A 15,959-nucleotide genomic window follows, 5' to 3' on the forward strand; every position below is an offset into this window, starting at 1 on the left:
GCAATTGAGCGCCGGAACAAGGCGGTACACCGGATCACGAGTAGCTCTTTTCCGAAGGGAGAGCCGTGATTAGGGTGTCGTGATGCCTATGGATCATTTCACCTGGTCGTCGATCGCCGCCGAGGGCTTCCCCTTCCCTGAGGGCGTTCCGGCATCCCGGGTCGGTGATGAGCTGTCGGCCATGCTGGTCTCCCCTGATCCCAAGGTCCGCGATGACCAGGCGTACACCGCCGCCGCGCGCTGGATAGGCGAAGGCCGGCTCGATGAGGTCTTGGAGCACCTCGGGGACACGGCAGTGGGTCGCTTCACGCATCCCGAGATCCAGGCGAGGACGTTCGCACCGCTTGTCCTGCGATGCGTGCTGGCGCGCGCAGCGGCCGCGCCCGGCGCCGTGCCGAAGGCCGCCGCCGAGCGTTGGTATGCCCCCTTCACCGCCTGGTATCCGATCGAGCGTGACACCCGTGGCTGGGACGACTCGCTGGGCTGGCTGCACGCCGTCGCCCATGGCGCCGACGCGGCCGCAGCGTTCGCGCAGGCGTTGCCGGGTCGCCGCGCGGAGCTGCTGGAACTGTGTGCCCGCCGGATGACGGCTGTGGCCGACTACCGGTACGTCCAGCTGGAGGATGCCCGTCTGGCCCGTGCGATCGGCCGCATCCTGCTCGCTCCCGGTCTGTCGGCCGAGCAGGCCACGGGGTGGCTGAGCGTGGTTGCCAAGGCGCTGGAGGCCGGCGGTCCCGGACCGGTGCCGCCGTGGGCGTTCAACACGATTGCGACACTGCAGTCGCTGCACCTGCATCTGAGTCGCGGCCTGGCCGAGGGAGGCGTTCCTTTCCACGCTGCCGTGGTTGCCGAAGAAGTGGCCGCCATCCTTCGCCTGCCCTATCAGTGGCTCGCGTGACAGGGACCGCAAACGGGCTCCGGACCACTCGTGCTCTCAGCATGCTGCCGCCCGGGGGCGACAAGTTCTCGCGATTCAGCGTCCCTGTCGTCGTGGTGCTGGTGGCCCGGGAAGGTCGACCATGTGGTCACGACCCCCTTACCCCGCCCGCCGCAGGTCGACGGCCGACCGGATCCGACAGGCGGGACCACTGCGCACGGTGAAGAGTCTGCTCCCGGCAGCGGGTACCTGCTGGACAACGCGCGCGCCGAGGCCGGCGAGCGATTCGTCCGGCCGGCCGAGCTGTTCGACGGTGTGACGCGCGGGCACTTCGATCGACTGGATTCGGGCCGGGTACGAGGTGCGCCGGCACGACGTCGCACGGCATCCGCGAAGAAGCAGACGCAGGTCAGGTTGGAGGAGGCCGTGCTGGAGGCCGGCAGGGCCGCCGCCCGCGCCCGTCGGCCGGACTACGACAAATACGTGGAACGCCTCGTCATCGAGGACACCACGGGCGCCCGTGCCGCCGGCATGACAGCCGCCCAGAAGCTCATCGACGCGCACGGCAGCTTCCTCGACGACCTGGAGCAGCAGCTCGACGCCCCGTACGCAGACCCGCAGCCCGGCGCAACCCCACCGCGAACAGCTCACCGCACTGGCCCACGAGATGAACAACCCACGCGGCACCAGCGACCGGATCGCGTCCTTCCCGCGGACGTGGAAACCCTGACCGGACCTCAGCGCTGTCCAGACCTCTCGTCGGCTTGCACTTCACTGTTGAGTTTCGTTCACTTTGACGCCCTCATTGACCGCGAATCGAACATGACGCCACACTGACGGGCAACGCCTCTCAACCGGTGCGTGACGACCGGACGCTGCTCGTTGTCTCACGTTCGAAGGCTTACGGTGCTGTGCCCAGGCGCAGCAGAGGAAGGAAGCGTGCGGAAGCGGCACGCGGCACCCGGCACCCGGCGGCCGAGGGGCCTTCATCCGGGCCCAGCCATGTGTACCGCCGTGCCCGCGCGCTGCCGACGTCCAAAAGCGGCGCAGCGAGCCGGGGTTGGGATGCGACGCCTCATCACCAAGTAAACGGAGTTGACATGCCAAGTGCGGTGAAGATGCGACGTTTCAGATCCATGCGGCGGCAGGTGAGCACGGCCGTAGCGCTGTCACTTGTCACCGCCATGGCGCTTGCCGGCGGCGGCGCGGCCTCGGCCAGTCCCCTGACTTCCCGGGATGCCGCCGGCCGGCGCATTCCGACCATCGCATCCGGTGACGCCCGCTTCCAGGTCCTGTCGCCGACACTGATCCGCACCGAATACGCGGGCGACGGGAAGTTCACCGACGATCCCACCTTCAACGCGATAGGCCGCACCGGTTTCGCCGAGACCGCCTACTCGACCCGAATATCCGACGGCTGGCTCACCATCAAGACCAGCGCCACCGAATTACGCTACAAGGTCGGATCCGGACCGTTCGATACGGACAATCTCTCCGTGCGTGAGACCGCAGGCGACAACCCGGTCACCGCCACCCCCTGGCAGCGACTGACATGCTCGCTCGGCGCACTGTGCGAGGCCGAGAAGCTTCAACTCGACGGCGTGGCCGTTGCGGCGGACCACAGTGGCCACACCGGCGCGGGCTTCGCAGCCGGCTTCGCGGGAACCGGCAGCTCGGCAAAGGCTGACATCGATGTCAGCAGCGCCGGGACGTACGACTTCGATGTGCGCTACGCCAACTCTTCCGGCGGCGACGGAAAAACCGAGACAAGGACGCTCTCCCTCACCGTGGACGGTGCCGCGCCGCAGAAGGTGACCCTGCCGACCACGGCGAACTGGGACTCCTGGAAGCTGGCCACCACACAGGTTGCACTCGGCGCCGGTCACCACACTCTGGCGCTCACCCGGACCGCCGCCGACTCCGGAAACGTCAACGTCGACAGTGTCGCCCTGGTCCGCTCCAACGACCCGTATCCGTCGGTCTCCACCACCGCCATCACCAGCTGCCTGCTCGGCACGAGTTGCGAGGCGGAAGCGGGGCGGACCTCCGGTAGCGCCGTAAGCGCCAATGACCACCAGGGCTTCGCCGGAAACGGCTTCGTCGCCGAGATGAACCAAGGCGCCAGCGTGACCGCCCACTTGGTCGGGGTCCCCGAAAAGGGCACCTACACGCTGCGGATCCGCTACGCCAACGGTACTGGCGGAGACGGCCGGCACGAAACCCGTACCGCGTCCATCGCGTCGGGCGGCACGAACGTCCCCCTGTCGCTCCCGGCCACAGAGGACTGGAACGACTGGGAGACCGCAACGGCACGCGTCACGCTGAACGCGGGCCAGGACGACCTCAGCATCAACTGTCCTGATACGACGAGCTGCCACGTCAACCTGGACACCATCTCCCTGGCCCCGGCCGACACCCCTGCGCCGCAGCCGCATCTCGCACTCGGCGGCTACCGTCGCGGCCTGGACGGTGTGACCGGCAACGGCCCCGCTCCCGTCACCACGCCCGGCCTCCTGAACAAGGACGGCTGGTACCTGCTGGACGACACCGTGTCGGCGCTGTACGACACAGCGACGCAGAAGGTCACGCCCCGGCCCTCGCACGGCGGCAGCCCCTACCAGGACGGCTATGTCTTCGGCTTGGGACACGACTACAAACAGGGCCTGAGCGACCTGGCGACGCTGACCGGCCCGTCCGCGCTGCTGCCGCAATGGGCCTACGGCGTCTGGTACTCGGAGTACATCGACCGCACGGCAGCCGACTACGAGAACACGATCCTGCCGGCCTTCAGATCCGAGGGCGTACCCCTGGACGTGCTGGTGACCGACACCGACTTCAAGGCCGTGAACGACTGGAGCGGATGGGAGATCGACACCGCCAAGTTCCCCGACCCCAAAGGCTTTTTCGACTGGTCCGCCAAAGAGGGGCTGCACAACACACTCAACGTGCACCCCAGCATCCTTGCCTCCGACCCCCAGTTCGCGCAGGCACAGGCAACGGCCAAGGGCAAGCTGACGAAGGGAGGTTGTGCGTCGGCCGCTTCGGTCCAGGGCAACTGCTACACCTTCGACTTCGGCGACCCCGATCAGCTCAAGGCCTACCTGGACCTGCACCGCACCATGGACGAACAGGGCAACGACTTCTGGTGGCTCGACTGGTGCTGCGACCAGTCGCAGGCATCGTCGCCAGGTGTCACGCCGGACGCGTGGATCAACCAGCAGTACGCCGCTCTCACCGGCCAGGGCTCCGGCCGAGGCTTCGTCCTGTCCCGCGCCTATGGCTCACTCCAGGCGGGTGGCTACAGCGGTCAGCAAGGCCTGCCGACCGGACCGTGGGCCGACAAGCGCAGCACCGTCCACTTCACCGGCGACACCTCCTCGACCTGGGGCACCCTGAAGCTGGAAGTCGGATACACCCCAGGTGAGTCCGCCGCCACCGGACTGGCCGCCATCACCCACGACATCGGCGGTCACAACGACACGACGGGCCTCAAGGGTTCGGAGACCTACACCGACGCCGGCGGCACACACACCACGCACAAACTGCCGGACGACCTGTACGCCCGCTGGGTCCAGTTCGGAACCTTCCAGCCGATCGAGCGTCTGCACAGCAACCACAGCGACCGGCTGCCCTGGCAGTACGGCCCGCAAGCGCGCCAATCGGCGGACAAGTTCCTCAACCTCCGTGAAAATCTGGTCCCTTACACCTACTCGCTGGCTGAGGAGGCGAACCGGACCGGCACCCCGATCGTTCGTCCCACCTACCTGGAATACCCCGACGAGGCGCAGGCGTACGCCACCGCGAGCAGCGAGTACTTCTACGGCTCCGACATCCTGGTCGCCCCTGTCACGACAGCAGGGACGACCGCGACCACCTCGGTGTGGTTCCCGCCCGGCCAGTGGACCGACTACTTCACGGGAAAGACGTACCAGGGCGGCACCACACAGGAGATCACGACCGACCTGAACTCCATGCCCGTGTTCATGAAAGCCGGCGGGATCCTTCCGACCCGCACCCATGACACCACCAGCAACGACGAGGCTCCGCCGACCGCATTGACGCTGACCATCGCCGCAGGCGCGTCGGGCACCTACACCCTCTACGAGGACGATGGGTCCACCGCCGCCTCACGCCACCACGGCCACAACGCCACCACAACCATCCGATACGCCGAGAACCGGGGACACCACACCGTCTCCATCGGCGCGGCGAAAGGCTCCTTCCGCGGCCAGGTGAGGAACCGGCAGTGGACGCTGTCCATCCTCGGAGTCACCCACCTGCCGGCCAAGGTCACCACACACGAGGGACGACTCGCCCCGAGCCGGTACCACTGGGACGCCACCACACGCGTCCTGACTCTCACCCTGCCTCAACGCACCACGCACACCCCGATCACCGTGACCTACTAGGTTCCTGACAAGCGGATCTCGCCCGCCCGGTCCGGCCTAAAGCCGGGCTGGGCGGGCCACTCGGAGCGGCACGGCCACCGCGTGACCCGGGTCCAGAGTCCTGGGCCGAGTTGCCGAGATCAGTCCGTGGCGCGAGGCGTAGCGGCTTGCGCCGCCTCCTGGAAGTCCAGGATGGCCCCGCCGTAGTCCCTCGCCCAGGTCGTCAGGACCTCGATGGGCTCGACGAGGGTCCGGCCGAGGTCGGTGAGGCTGTACTCGACCCGCCGCGGTGCTTCGGCATGGCGTGCGACCAGGCCGTACTGCTGCAACCGGCGCAGCGTCTGGGTGAGGACCTTGCGCGAGATGCCGCCGATGAGTTCGACGAGCTCACCATGCCTGCGCGGCTGCTGGCTGAGCCCGAAGAGCACGAGCACGGCCCACTTGTCGGCGATGATGTCGACCGCCAGGCGCGTGGGGCAGTCGGCGAGGAAGGCTGGTCCAGCCATGTTCTGCATGACATTCGAAGGTACCAGGAGGTACCCCAAGGCTCCGTAACGTCCTTCGTGAGCAACGAAACCAGCACCACATGCGAAGGAGTCACCATGCCAAGAGTCGTCGTGTTCGACGAGTTCGGCGGACCGGATGTCATGCATGTCGTCGAGGAGCCGGTCGTCGAGCCCGCCGTCGGCGAGGTACGGGTCAGGATCGAGGCGTTCGCCGTCAACCCGCTCGACCAGATGATGCGTTCCGGCGCCTTGCCCGCAGCCGTCGGCCTGCCACACGCTCGCCTCGGCGTCGAAGGAACCGGCGTCGTCGACGCGCTGGGCCCCGAGGTCACCGGGCTGGACATCGGCGATCCGGTCATCCTCACCGCCATTCCGGACGCGAGCGCCAGGGGCAGCTACGCCGAATACACCACGCTCCCCGCGAGCCAGGTCGTCGCGCGACCGGCCGAGCTCGGAATCACGGAGGCGGCGGCGATCTGGGTCGCGTACTCCACCGCCTACGGCGCCCTCGTCGAGAAGGCGGGGATGCGGCCCGGTGACCAGGTCCTCATCACGGCCGCCTCCGGCGGCGTGGGCCGGGCGGCGATACAGATCGCCAATCAGATCGGCGCCGTGCCCATTGCTCTCACCCGGCACACTGCGAGGAGGGATGAGCTGCTCGCCGCCGGTGCCGCCGCGGTCGTCGCCACCGACCGGACGGACGTCGTCGAAGCCGTCCGCCACCACACCGGTGGGACCGGCGCGGACATCGTCCTAGATGTGGTGATGGGCCCCGGCCAGCAGGATCTTCTGAAGGCGGCCCGACCCGGCGGAACCCTGGTCGCCGCGGGCTTCCTGGATCCTCGGCCCGCGCCCTTCCCGACAGGCACACCGCTCACGATCTTCAGCTACCGGAGCTTCGAGCACACCCTCGACGCCGTCGTGGTCAGGCGCATGGCGGCCTTCCTGAACGCCGGTGTACGCCTCGGCGCACTGCGGCCCGCCATCGACAGGGTCTTCGCCCTCGACGACATCGTCGAGGCGCACCGCCACCTCGAGAAGGGGCTCCATGCCGGAAAGAAGATCGTCGTCACGGTCCAGGCGTAGTGAGCACGACCGTTGTCGACACCCTTGGGGTGCCTGATCACGACGAAGACCTCCGGTGTGGTGGCGCTGTCCAGGACCGGGGTGTCCCCGCCGGGTCTGCTCACGGCTGCTGCGCGGCCTTCCGCCCGACTGAGAGACCAGCGGTTTTGGGCTCAGCCCGTTCCCTCCTAGCACGATTGCCTCACCGCATCCAGAGCGACACGCTGGTATCGAGTGGTGAGTAGGCGTGAGGAGATCCATCGAAGGGGCTAATCGTAAGTCAATCTGCTTTATGCGAAGGGCACATGACTGCACGTCAGTGTCGGAATCAGGGCCACAAATGCCCCGATTGGAGCCCTTCGCCGGTATTTCGATATGACCGATATGACTGCTGTGGGTAAGTTTCATTTTGCGAGCCGGCTGACGGGCCGGCATTCCTGAAACAGGAGATTGCGTCATGAAGCTTCGTTCCACGGCGGTCACCGCCGCTGTCTCAGCCGCTGCGGCTCTTGCCGCGACGGGTATCACCTACGCATCGGCCGCCTCCACTCCGGCTGTCGCCCCTCAGGCCCCCCATGCCGCTCCGGCTGTGGCCGCCCTGCCCGACGGTGGCAACGGCGGCAACGACGACAATGGCGGCAAGGGCAACGAGGGCAAGGGCAACGAGGGTCGCGGCGGCGGTGGTCACCGCTACTACGAGGGCCGCATCGAGATCAACGAGCGGTCCTACTCGGCCCACCCCGGCGACTGCATCACCGTCGTCAGCGGACTGGGGGCGCGCAGCCTGAACGTCCGCAACGACACCCGTCGGACCGTCGAGGTCTTCCGGGGTGCGGTGTGCGACAACGGCGCTCCCATCGCCACTGTCGGCCCGCGCAGCTCCGCCGACGGCGTGCACCCGGGCCGCACCCACACCATCCACATCAAGCACGGCGTCGTGGCCAGCTTCCGGGTGGTGAGGGACTGGCACGACGGCGGCGACCGCGGGGACTACTAGTCGCCGGTTGCTGAACGCAGACTGTGGACCCCCGGCCCCCCGGAATCGGGCCGGGGTCCCAGTACGGACCATACTGTGACAACCGCACCCTGTGTGCACCCGGCGAGCCGGACACCAGGAGGCACTCAGCCCCCCGGGCGGCCACTTCCTTCGCCCGCCGACCGCCCGGGGGGCTCCGCCCTATAGCTCGTGTGCCCGTGCCCTGGGCCGATCGGTCCAACTGTGCGGGGCGCCTCAGGCTTTGACCTCAGCCGCAAACCGTGGCGTTCCATCTGCCCGGTTCACCAGTCGACGCTCGAACATCGCGCCGACGTCATCTGATGTAGATAACCTCCCCGTTCCTGCCAGGCCTCCCTCGCCTGCCGGGGTGCCCTCGTCTGCCGTGATCGCCGACTTTGCCATCCCGCCCATGGATGCCTGTGGGGCCGGTGGGGCCAGGCTGACCAGAGGGTCCGGAGGGTCCAGGCGGCCCGGGCGGACCCTGACGGAGACTGTTCGCCTGGAGGGCCATACGCCGCGCCTGGAGTTGGTCGAGCTGCTGCTGGTGGACGACGAGCACGGCCTCCTGCGCGACGAGTGTGATGGCCAGCGCCGCGCCGAGTACAAGGCGGCGTCGCGGGCTGCGCCACGCCTCTTTGATGCTTCTCACTGCATTCCTCACGTCACGTCATGAAAAGAAGTAACGGGCGTTGGCCGACGATCCTGCCCGGCGCCATCGGCGCGGTCCGGAGCACTGTGGCACTGGCAGCTTTGTCCGGGCGCCGGCCGCAACTCCGACTGCGCCTGCCTGGGCTCGTGCAAGGGCGGTGCATCCTCCCGTGCACGCCCCAGGAGTCGGTCATCGCGGCCGAGGACCTAACTTGAAGCCGGGGGAGCGACGGCGTCCTTCCCGTTCGTGCCGTCCTTCCCGTCCTTCCCGTTCGCGCCGTCCTTGCCGTCCCTCCCGTCCTTGCCGTCCTTGCCCGGCGGGCCGATGGCGCCGGCAGGGCCAGTGGGACCGGGCGGGCCGGACGGCCCTGAAGGGCCAGGCGCGATGCTCTCCTGGACGTCGACGGGCTGCATCCGCAGGTCGTCGATCTGCATTTGCTGGGCGACAATCAGGGCTGACTGTGCGACGAGCGCGATGGTCAGCACCGAGCCGAGTACGAGGGGGCGCCGCGGGCTACGCAGCACTTCGGTCACTCTTCTCACATCAGTCCTCACGCTATGTGACGGCGAAAGTGTAAGGGACGTGGTCACGCCGGGAGTGGACCTGCGCGAGTGTTCTTCCCGGAGCCGCCGCGAATGCCACACTCGTGCCGTTCGCGGTACGACGGCTCTCCATCGCGACGCAGGCGAAGCGTGCGTGAGCGGGTGACGCCGTCCAGGGTCAGGAGAGGACGAGGGCGTCCCCGTGGCACCCGGGCGGACGGGTCCTCGCCCGCACGTTCGTCATTCCGCGAGGGGGGAGTCGGGGTCCCAGCGTGATTTGCGAGCGAGGGTGGTGAGGGTGCGGCCCTCTGCGGGTGTGAACGGGGCGCCCGGGTCGGGCTGGCCGAGTCGGGTGGCGAGTTCCCTGGCGTGCAGGTCGACCGTACTCTCCAACAGGTCGGCGAGGACGTTGGTCGATTCGCGGGTCTTGACCTGTGCCGACGCGGCGATGACCAGGGCGATGGGGGCGGCGGGCCACCACCAGAGGGCCAGCGGCAAATAGAGCAGTGCCCAGGCCATCAGACGTGCTGACGCCGAGAAGGCGTCGCGGGCGGTCGTGATCTCCGCGCGGGTGGTGTCGGGGAGGATGAGCCAGAGCCTTGGCCACATCGCATCGAGATCGAGTCCGTAGGCGCGCTCCACGCGGACGCGGCAGGCGCGGAGCCGGTCGCCCACCCAGGTGGGGCGGTCCGCTTCGACCAGGCAGATGCGGTCGGCCCGGGCGATGGCCGAGCGGATCTGCTCGGGCGTGGCCAGGGGGTGGTCGGCGTCGCGCTTGGCCTGCTGAGATCGATTGCGGCGCCAGGACGCGAGCCGGCGGACGGGCCAGCGCTTCCCCGGCAGGGTCCAGAGCAGGGAAATCGTACGCCCGGCGACCACCGAGACCAGGCCCACCGCGACCGAGCCGACGAGCACGAGGACGACGAGAAGCACGGTGGCGCCGACCGATTTCAGATTCTGGTCCGCGGCCCAGCGACTGATCTGGTGGTCGAGCCGTCGCGTGTCAAGGGCGTGCGCTTGGCCGAGAACGTACGCGGCGGTCATGGCCGCCAGGTACAACAGGCCGGGGAGCGCCAGGAGCGTGGCCCATCGTTCGGCGAGCTTTTTGGCGACCTCTGTGAGGAACCCGTTCATGAGCCGAGAGGCTTGGCCGTCAGGGGACGTCCGGTCAGGGAACAGGTCGGGACGGGTCTGCCGGGAACCACTCTGCCTCGGCCTGCGCAAAGACCCTGCGGACAGCTCCACTGTTGCGCCCCGTGTGAGGCGGATGTGCCCGGCAGCAGGGAGAAGCCGCGCAGCGAAGACGGGTAGAGGCCGTGTCCGGTGCGCCTCAGCGCGATGGCGTGCAGAGCGTCGAGATCGGCTTCCAGCGCCTGGCCGACGTTGCCGGCTCCGAGCGCTGCGCGTGCTCGGGCGTAGAGAGCGGACTGTCCTTCGTCTCGAGCCAGGGTGGCCAGGGTGTTATGGGCGAGCTCACGGCAGAAGCTTGCGATCTTTATGGTGATGACGATGTCTGCGACGTCCACGGGCTTGGAGTCCTCTCCGGGTGGTCAGGCGCCGGTGTGCAGGTATGCCGCCCAGCGGGACGCCAAGTGGGGGTGTTCGTCGCGGGCGTGGCGGATCACTGTGTGCAGTGCGCGGGCCGCCTCGTCGGCTTGGGGCGTGGGGTTGTCCGTAGCGGTCAGGTGTGTGTAGAAGGATTCGGCGATGACGGCGGAGTAGTCGTCGGAGATCGACCAGAGGGTGCCGATCACGTGGGGGAAGCCCGCCAGTTGGAATGCCCCGGCAAGGTGGATCGACTCGTCGAGGAGCGTCAGGCCGTGACCGACGGCCGTCTCGCAGGCCGAGAGGTAGGCGAGTTGGGCGTTGTGCAGCGTCGTCGCTGTGAGACTGGCCACGGTGAACGGCCGTTCGGCATGGTCGTGCAACAGGAGTCGGCTCTGCGAAGGGTCTTGGGGGTTGCTTTGTCCGTGGCAGACGAAGTGAGCGAACGCGCACTCCGCCAGCTCGGTGAGGACGTTCGCGGCAGTGGGGAGACGGTCTGTGCCGCCGGTTGCGGCGAGGACCGTCGTCGAGGGAAGCCGACGTGCCACTTTGGAGGCTTCGATCCCTGCCTGGGGTAGGTCTCTCTCCGGCAGGTGGGGCGTGGTGGGCATGGCCACGATCAGTGAACGTCGTGCGGTATCGGCCGCCTTGGGACGTGTGCGCGTGTGGCCGAGGGCGCGGATGGTGGGGGTGTAGGAGGAGACGACCCGGTCCATGACGGTGCGTCCATCCTGCTGCGGGCCGTGGTGGCCCGCCGCGTGCAGGGGGAGCAGGCTGAGCAGTCCGCTGGAGACCCACCAAAGACGCGGCAACGGGGTGTCGTCGCTCGTGGAGGCGAGGCCGAGCGCCTCCAGGACCGGTTCGGCGACGACATCCCAGAGCCAGGCGAGCACTGCGTCGAGTCGCGTTGCGGCGTCGGCATGCTCTGTGAGGGAGGCGTCCTGTCGCAGTGAGTCTTCCAAGGCCGTATGAAAGACCGTTGTCTGGTTGAAGAGTGCCTCAAGGGTCAGTCCCGGCAGTTCGATCGCTCGGATGCCGTGCGATGTGAGCAGCAGGGCATCACCGCGCTGGACGCCGGCGTTGATTGTGACCACCGGGCCGGGCGCGGCCTCACGCAGCAACTGTTCGGCAGAGGGCGGAAGTCCGAAGGAAGCCAGACCGGGGAGTTCGCGGATGCGGCGTAGCAACGCGCTGAACTCCGTGGTCAGCCGCACTCGTTCACCTGCGGGGTCGTCCACGGTGTCGACCCGGGCGCGCAGTTCCTCGAACCGCGCGGCGAGCTCGGGGTGCTCCTCGCCCAGGTCTGTGAGGTCGCTGCGTGTTTCCAGCGTCTGGCTGAGGAGAACACCTCTGCCTGCTTCAAGGGTTTCCAGAGCTTGCGTGGCGCGTTGGTCCGCCGGCCGCGAGGTGTCGGCTAGCAACAGGGCCGCCGCCTCGGAGGCGAGGAAGCCGAAGGTCCCCATACGTTCTTGCTGTTGAAGGCGTTCGAGTCGGCGCGGGGCGACTTCAGGGAGCAGCCGCACAGCGGCTGCCATCAGGTCGGCTGCGCGCCCGGGGGAGTGCGGAGCGAGCCTGCGGGCTCCGGTGCGGGCCACTTCGATACGTAGGGACGGGGCGGCCAGGGGGTCGGCGACAGATCGTTCGTAGACCGTCATCGCTTCTTCCGCGTCCCTGAGGTCCCCGAAGTACTCGAAACGGGTGCACAGGGCGACGGCGAGGGTGTTGAGGTAGCTGGTGAGACCGTAGTGACCGGACGGAAGAGACCGCAGCGCGGCGCGGGCGGCGTCGATCGCCTCGTCGAGGTCGGCCTTCTTGCGGGAGGCCTCGAAGTGCTGGGTCAGCGCGCCGCACAGAAGGTTCAGCACCTTTGGGTACTCTGCGCTGTCCTCGGGGGTGAGCTCGACGGCTTCGCGCGCCGCCTCCGCCGCATCGGCAGCATCGGAGTCCTCGTCGGACAGCAGATACCGCTTCACCAGGACGTTGCCGAGACACAACAGATAGCCTGCGCGTTCGAAGTGGTCGTGCGGTGTGTCCCGGACGGCCTGACGCGCGTAGTCGATCGCGGCATCCGCGTCGGACAGGCTCTGTAGCCGGTCGAACCGAGCTTCGAACAGAGTTCCCAGATGGCTCAGCGTGCGTGGCCGGTCTTGGTGGTCCGTGGGGGTGGAGTCGACGGCCTCGGCGGAGGCCGCGATCGCGGCGTCGAGGTCGTCCAGAGCACCCAGATGCTGGAACCGATCGAGGAGACTCTGGCCCAGACTGCTGAGCGATGTCGGCCTGTGGGTGGCGTCCAGCAACGGGATCGCCTCACGCATGAACTCGATCGCGGCGTCGATGTCCGCGACGTCGCCGGTGCGGTTGAACCGTGCGGCATGTGCCGCACCGAGGTTGTGCAAGGCGTGGCCCTTGACCAGCCTGGTTCCCGTTGCCTTCGCCTGGCGCAGGTGGGTGATGGCGTCGTCGAGGTCTTCGGGGCCTCCATGGCGCCGGAAACGCACCCTGAGCGCGGTGCCCAGGTTGTTCAGGGCGTTCGGTCGGTCCGCAGCATCCAGAGGCACGAGGGCCACGGCTTGGCGGTGGAGGTCGATGCCGCGGTCGAGATCTGCCGTCCCGCCCAGGCGGTCGAACCGGGATTCCAGCATCCCGCCGAGATTGGACAGATACATGTAGCGCCGCGGATGGTCGGCTGGAAGGTTTTCGAGGCCGTCGTCGAGCAGCTGTACGGCAGTGTTGAGGTCGTCGAGCGAGCCGTACCGCTCGTAGCGGGTCGCGAGTGTTGTGGCCAGCCCGAAGGACGCGCCACGGGCAATTTCGCTCGACGCGGGAGCCCCTGCGAGCGGGAGAGCCTCGACGAAGGCGTGAACAGCAGCATCGAGGTCGGCACGTGCTCCGCTCAGCCCGAATCGGGTTGCCAGGCCCTCCCCGAGCAGACGCAGAAGCTCGGCTCTGTGGCCGCGTGCCGGCGCGGAGTCGGCCTGGGCCTGAGCGTGGCGGGAGGCTGCGCGCAGCGCATCGATCGATGCTTCCAGGTCCGATGGCTCGCCGGTCGCTTCGAAGACCGCACACAGCACAGCGCTGAGCCGGTCGTTGAATCGCTCCCCGTTGTGGCCCGCGGACGCTGAGCGCAGCGCCTCGGCTGCCGCGCCGAGGTCGCTGCCCGCACCTGAGCGGACATAGCGCCTGTAAAGCGAAACACCCAGATTCGCCAACCGGGGACCGCGGTCGTCGGCATCGGGTTCGAGCAGGTCGAGCGCCATTCGCCCGTACCGGATGATGTCATCCAGGTCGCCAGGGTCGTCGGAGAGTTCCGAACGCATCTGCAGCGCGTCTGTCAGATTCAGCAAGCTTGTCAGCGGGGAGGAGTCGGCCGCCCTCGGTGCCGCCGAGGCTGCACGCAGTTCCTTGACGGCCAGATCGAGATCCGCAGCCGACCCGGTCTGCTCGAAGCGGGTCTGGAAGACCGCTCCCAGATTGTTGAGGATGAACGCCCTCTGGTGGTCATCAGGTGTGAGCACCGAGAGTGCTTCGCGGAACAGTCCGACGGCCCGCTCGAGGTCCGCTTCCGATCGAGGGTCGCCGGGCCCGGCACGCTCCGCTCTCATCTGCAGCATTCCGCCCAGACTGTTGAGCCGCACGGCTTTGCCGGGATGATCGGCCGGTGTCGCCTCCAGGATGCGGTCCCACAGTTGTACGACTTCGGAGAACGCGGAGGGATCCTCGGAAGCCATGACGAACTGCGTGAGAGCGGAAGCACTGCCCACGGCGTGGTCGGCGATCGAGGGCAGCAAAGGCTCGGGCAGGTCTTCCGTCCCCGCCAGGAAGCAGGGCGTGTACGCCCAGACAGCATTCGACAGGTCGTGCTGATAGCCACCACCGTCGGGATGCTCGTACCGCAACCAATGGAAGAAACCGAGGCGTTGCCACTCATCAGCGGTTCCGTCCTCGTCCCGCAGGATCTGCGCGAGCTGCATCGCTTCGATGACGGCACTCATGTCAAGGTACCCGGAGGGCCCATGGGGCCCCTCTTCGATTCGCCGAGAGATGACAGCGAGCAACTCTTCCCGTACGGCCACGCGTCCCCCCTGAGTTGAACGTCAGGGTATCGGCGTGAGAACCATGGAATCTGATGTTCCGACCGTTTACGTAGCCAATGGTTCCTGCCGAACCACGGGGGAGGCCCGGCAGACCGAAGGCGACCGTTCAGGGTTCGGCACGGGGCGGCGGTCGACGACTGCGACGAGCGGGTGCCGGGCGACGACGGCCTGCGGATCACTGATCGCGCTGTGGTCACGACTTGCGCCACTCGCCCAGCTCGCCAGGAGCCCCGGTCCGGATGAAGGTGTGCAGGACAGCCCATGCACGATCGACAGCCAGGACGAAGTCTCCACTGAACGCAGCCAGGTCATCCATGATCGGGATGTCGACCACATCGCCCGCCGAGGCGATGCCGTCACCGCCGAGCAGGTACACCCCTTCAGCGTCATCGAACAGATGAAGAACTGCTCGATCACCTTGAAAGCCCAGCGTCAGCAGCGGGAACTCGCTTTCCGGCAGCCCGACTTCGAGATATCCCCGGCCGCGGGAGCGCAGTTCGTGAAAGTGATGGGCCAGTTCCGTGATGTCTGAACGTCTCTCGACTGCGGGAAAACGTCCCGACTCAGGTGCAGTCGCCGCCCACGTCACGCTCACCCCTGCACCTTCAACGTGCATCCCGCCGGCCTGGGCGTCCTCGGTCATGCGGGCCGTCCGCCGAACTGCCAGTTGTGCACCTCGATTTCGGCGTACCGGTCCGGGGTCAGGACGGCGCGTGCCGTCTGCGGGTCCGGCGCCCGGAGCAGCACCGCTGTGCCGAGCCAGGTGCTGCCGTCGTCGGACAGCAGCGGCCCGTAGGCGATCAGGTCGTCCCGGTCGGTCGGCACCGCGAGGTCGGCGGCCTGCCCCGCGCCGAGGCCGAGCACCAGATACCGGTTGCCGCCACTGCGGCCGCCGGGGAAGTCCCACATGGTGCGGCCCAGCAGGTTGCGCCACCGTCGCAGCAGCACGTCCCGGTAGGCGCCGGCCTGGTAGTTCGGCTCGTCGAACGCGAAGGTACGGGCGGCGGCGGGGTCCGGCAGGTCGACGATGTGCACGCTTCCGGTGGGGGTGTCTCCGTCGTCGGCGAGGGTCGGACCCCGTGCGATCATCTCCTTCGCGTACCGGTCCATGTACGACCAGTGCTCTTCCAGCAGTTCGTCGCGCAGCGGCAGGGAGCCGGACCGGTCGCGGTGGTAGCAGAGGAACTCCATGTCCATAGGGTCTCTTCAAGGACGTCACCGGGGCGAGTGGGTTTTTGCTGTGAGGAGTGGTCGGCAGCCTCATCCGCAAGCACAGGTGTCGGCGTCGTGCGGCAG

Annotated in this window: 13 protein-coding genes; 6 read left to right on the forward strand and 7 right to left on the reverse strand. The window is 67.9% G+C overall.

Annotation, left to right across the window (positions count from 1 at the left end; all coding sequences use genetic code 11):
* Positions 1 to 88 precede the first annotated feature (88 nt).
* The 3 genes from FNH09_RS07120 to FNH09_RS07135 all read left to right on the forward strand — a co-directional run bounded on the left by FNH09_RS07120 (position 89) and on the right by FNH09_RS07135 (position 5,286).
* A complete protein-coding gene (locus FNH09_RS07120; RefSeq protein WP_162468219.1) occupies positions 89 to 898 on the forward strand; it encodes a DUF2785 domain-containing protein in 810 nt (269 codons plus the stop codon).
* A 123-nt stretch (positions 899 to 1,021) separates the two neighbouring features.
* Entirely contained in the window at positions 1,022 to 1,714 is a 693-nt protein-coding gene (locus FNH09_RS48240) for a hypothetical protein (RefSeq protein ID WP_338017498.1), read from the forward strand.
* 347 nt (positions 1,715 to 2,061) lie between these two features.
* Positions 2,062 to 5,286 carry a TIM-barrel domain-containing protein gene (locus tag FNH09_RS07135; RefSeq protein WP_238426513.1) on the forward strand — a complete coding sequence of 1,075 codons (3,225 nt, stop codon included), beginning with the start codon at positions 2,062 to 2,064 and terminating at the stop codon, positions 5,284 to 5,286.
* A gap of 119 nt (positions 5,287 to 5,405) precedes the next feature.
* Here the strand turns inward: FNH09_RS07135 and FNH09_RS07140 are convergent, their stop codons facing one another.
* Positions 5,406 to 5,780 (reverse strand): winged helix-turn-helix transcriptional regulator, encoded by a 375-nt coding sequence (locus tag FNH09_RS07140; protein ID WP_152885911.1) that lies wholly within the window; start codon positions 5,778 to 5,780, stop codon positions 5,406 to 5,408.
* Positions 5,781 to 5,867: 87 nt separating this feature from the next.
* Here FNH09_RS07140 and FNH09_RS07145 point away from each other — a divergent pair, with 87 nt between their 5' ends.
* The 3 genes from FNH09_RS07145 to FNH09_RS48245 all read left to right on the forward strand — a co-directional run bounded on the left by FNH09_RS07145 (position 5,868) and on the right by FNH09_RS48245 (position 8,506).
* Positions 5,868 to 6,857, forward strand: coding sequence for a zinc-dependent alcohol dehydrogenase family protein (locus FNH09_RS07145; protein ID WP_152885912.1), 990 nt, complete (start codon positions 5,868 to 5,870; stop codon positions 6,855 to 6,857).
* Between the two features lie 436 nt (positions 6,858 to 7,293).
* Positions 7,294 to 7,833: a hypothetical protein gene (locus tag FNH09_RS07150; RefSeq protein ID WP_152885913.1), complete on the forward strand. Its 540-nt coding sequence runs from the start codon at positions 7,294 to 7,296 to the stop codon at positions 7,831 to 7,833.
* A gap of 526 nt (positions 7,834 to 8,359) precedes the next feature.
* Positions 8,360 to 8,506, forward strand: a complete 147-nt coding sequence (locus tag FNH09_RS48245; RefSeq protein WP_156110804.1) for a hypothetical protein — start codon at positions 8,360 to 8,362, stop codon at positions 8,504 to 8,506.
* Positions 8,507 to 8,688: 182 nt separating this feature from the next.
* Here FNH09_RS48245 and FNH09_RS47005 read toward each other — a convergent pair whose 3' ends face one another.
* From FNH09_RS47005 to FNH09_RS07180, 6 genes are all read right to left on the reverse strand, one after another.
* Positions 8,689 to 9,015, reverse strand: a complete 327-nt coding sequence (locus tag FNH09_RS47005) for a hypothetical protein (protein WP_156110805.1) — start codon at positions 9,013 to 9,015, stop codon at positions 8,689 to 8,691.
* A gap of 249 nt (positions 9,016 to 9,264) precedes the next feature.
* Entirely contained in the window at positions 9,265 to 10,158 is an 894-nt protein-coding gene (locus FNH09_RS07160; protein WP_152885915.1) for a hypothetical protein, read from the reverse strand.
* The gene (locus tag FNH09_RS07165) at positions 10,155 to 10,550 is read right to left on the reverse strand and encodes a hypothetical protein (protein ID WP_152885916.1); all 396 of its coding nucleotides are present in this window, start codon (positions 10,548 to 10,550) and stop codon (positions 10,155 to 10,157) included. Before FNH09_RS07165 ends, FNH09_RS07160 begins: the two co-directional genes overlap by 4 nt.
* A gap of 24 nt (positions 10,551 to 10,574) precedes the next feature.
* Positions 10,575 to 14,561: a CHAT domain-containing tetratricopeptide repeat protein gene (locus FNH09_RS07170; RefSeq protein ID WP_152885917.1), complete on the reverse strand. Its 3,987-nt coding sequence runs from the start codon at positions 14,559 to 14,561 to the stop codon at positions 10,575 to 10,577.
* A gap of 295 nt (positions 14,562 to 14,856) precedes the next feature.
* Complete coding sequence (locus tag FNH09_RS07175; RefSeq protein ID WP_238426507.1) at positions 14,857 to 15,306, reverse strand: hypothetical protein; 450 nt, start codon at positions 15,304 to 15,306, stop codon at positions 14,857 to 14,859.
* On the reverse strand, positions 15,303 to 15,854 hold the full coding sequence (locus FNH09_RS07180; protein ID WP_152885918.1) for a YciI family protein: 552 nt from the start codon (positions 15,852 to 15,854) through the stop codon (positions 15,303 to 15,305). Before FNH09_RS07180 ends, FNH09_RS07175 begins: the two co-directional genes overlap by 4 nt.
* Positions 15,855 to 15,959 lie beyond the last annotated feature (105 nt).

The sequence above is a fragment of the Streptomyces adustus genome, assembly GCF_009377175.1.
Classification (GTDB): domain Bacteria; phylum Actinomycetota; class Actinomycetes; order Streptomycetales; family Streptomycetaceae; genus Streptomyces; species Streptomyces adustus.

Excerpts from the sequence above, each read along its gene's own strand:
- FNH09_RS07120 (WP_162468219.1), top strand. The coding sequence starts at position 89 with ATGGATCATTTCACCTGGTCGTCGATCGCCGCCGAGGGCTTCCCCTTC.
- FNH09_RS07135 (WP_238426513.1), top strand. The coding sequence starts at position 2,062 with ATGGCGCTTGCCGGCGGCGGCGCGGCCTCGGCCAGTCCCCTGACTTCC.
- FNH09_RS07140 (WP_152885911.1), bottom strand. The coding sequence starts at position 5,780 with ATGCAGAACATGGCTGGACCAGCCTTCCTCGCCGACTGCCCCACGCGC.
- FNH09_RS07145 (WP_152885912.1), top strand. The coding sequence starts at position 5,868 with ATGCCAAGAGTCGTCGTGTTCGACGAGTTCGGCGGACCGGATGTCATG.
- FNH09_RS07150 (WP_152885913.1), top strand. The coding sequence starts at position 7,294 with ATGAAGCTTCGTTCCACGGCGGTCACCGCCGCTGTCTCAGCCGCTGCG.
- FNH09_RS07160 (WP_152885915.1), bottom strand. The coding sequence starts at position 10,158 with ATGAACGGGTTCCTCACAGAGGTCGCCAAAAAGCTCGCCGAACGATGG.
- FNH09_RS07170 (WP_152885917.1), bottom strand. The coding sequence starts at position 14,561 with ATGAGTGCCGTCATCGAAGCGATGCAGCTCGCGCAGATCCTGCGGGAC.
- FNH09_RS07175 (WP_238426507.1), bottom strand. The coding sequence starts at position 15,306 with ATGACCGAGGACGCCCAGGCCGGCGGGATGCACGTTGAAGGTGCAGGG.
- FNH09_RS07180 (WP_152885918.1), bottom strand. The coding sequence starts at position 15,854 with ATGGAGTTCCTCTGCTACCACCGCGACCGGTCCGGCTCCCTGCCGCTG.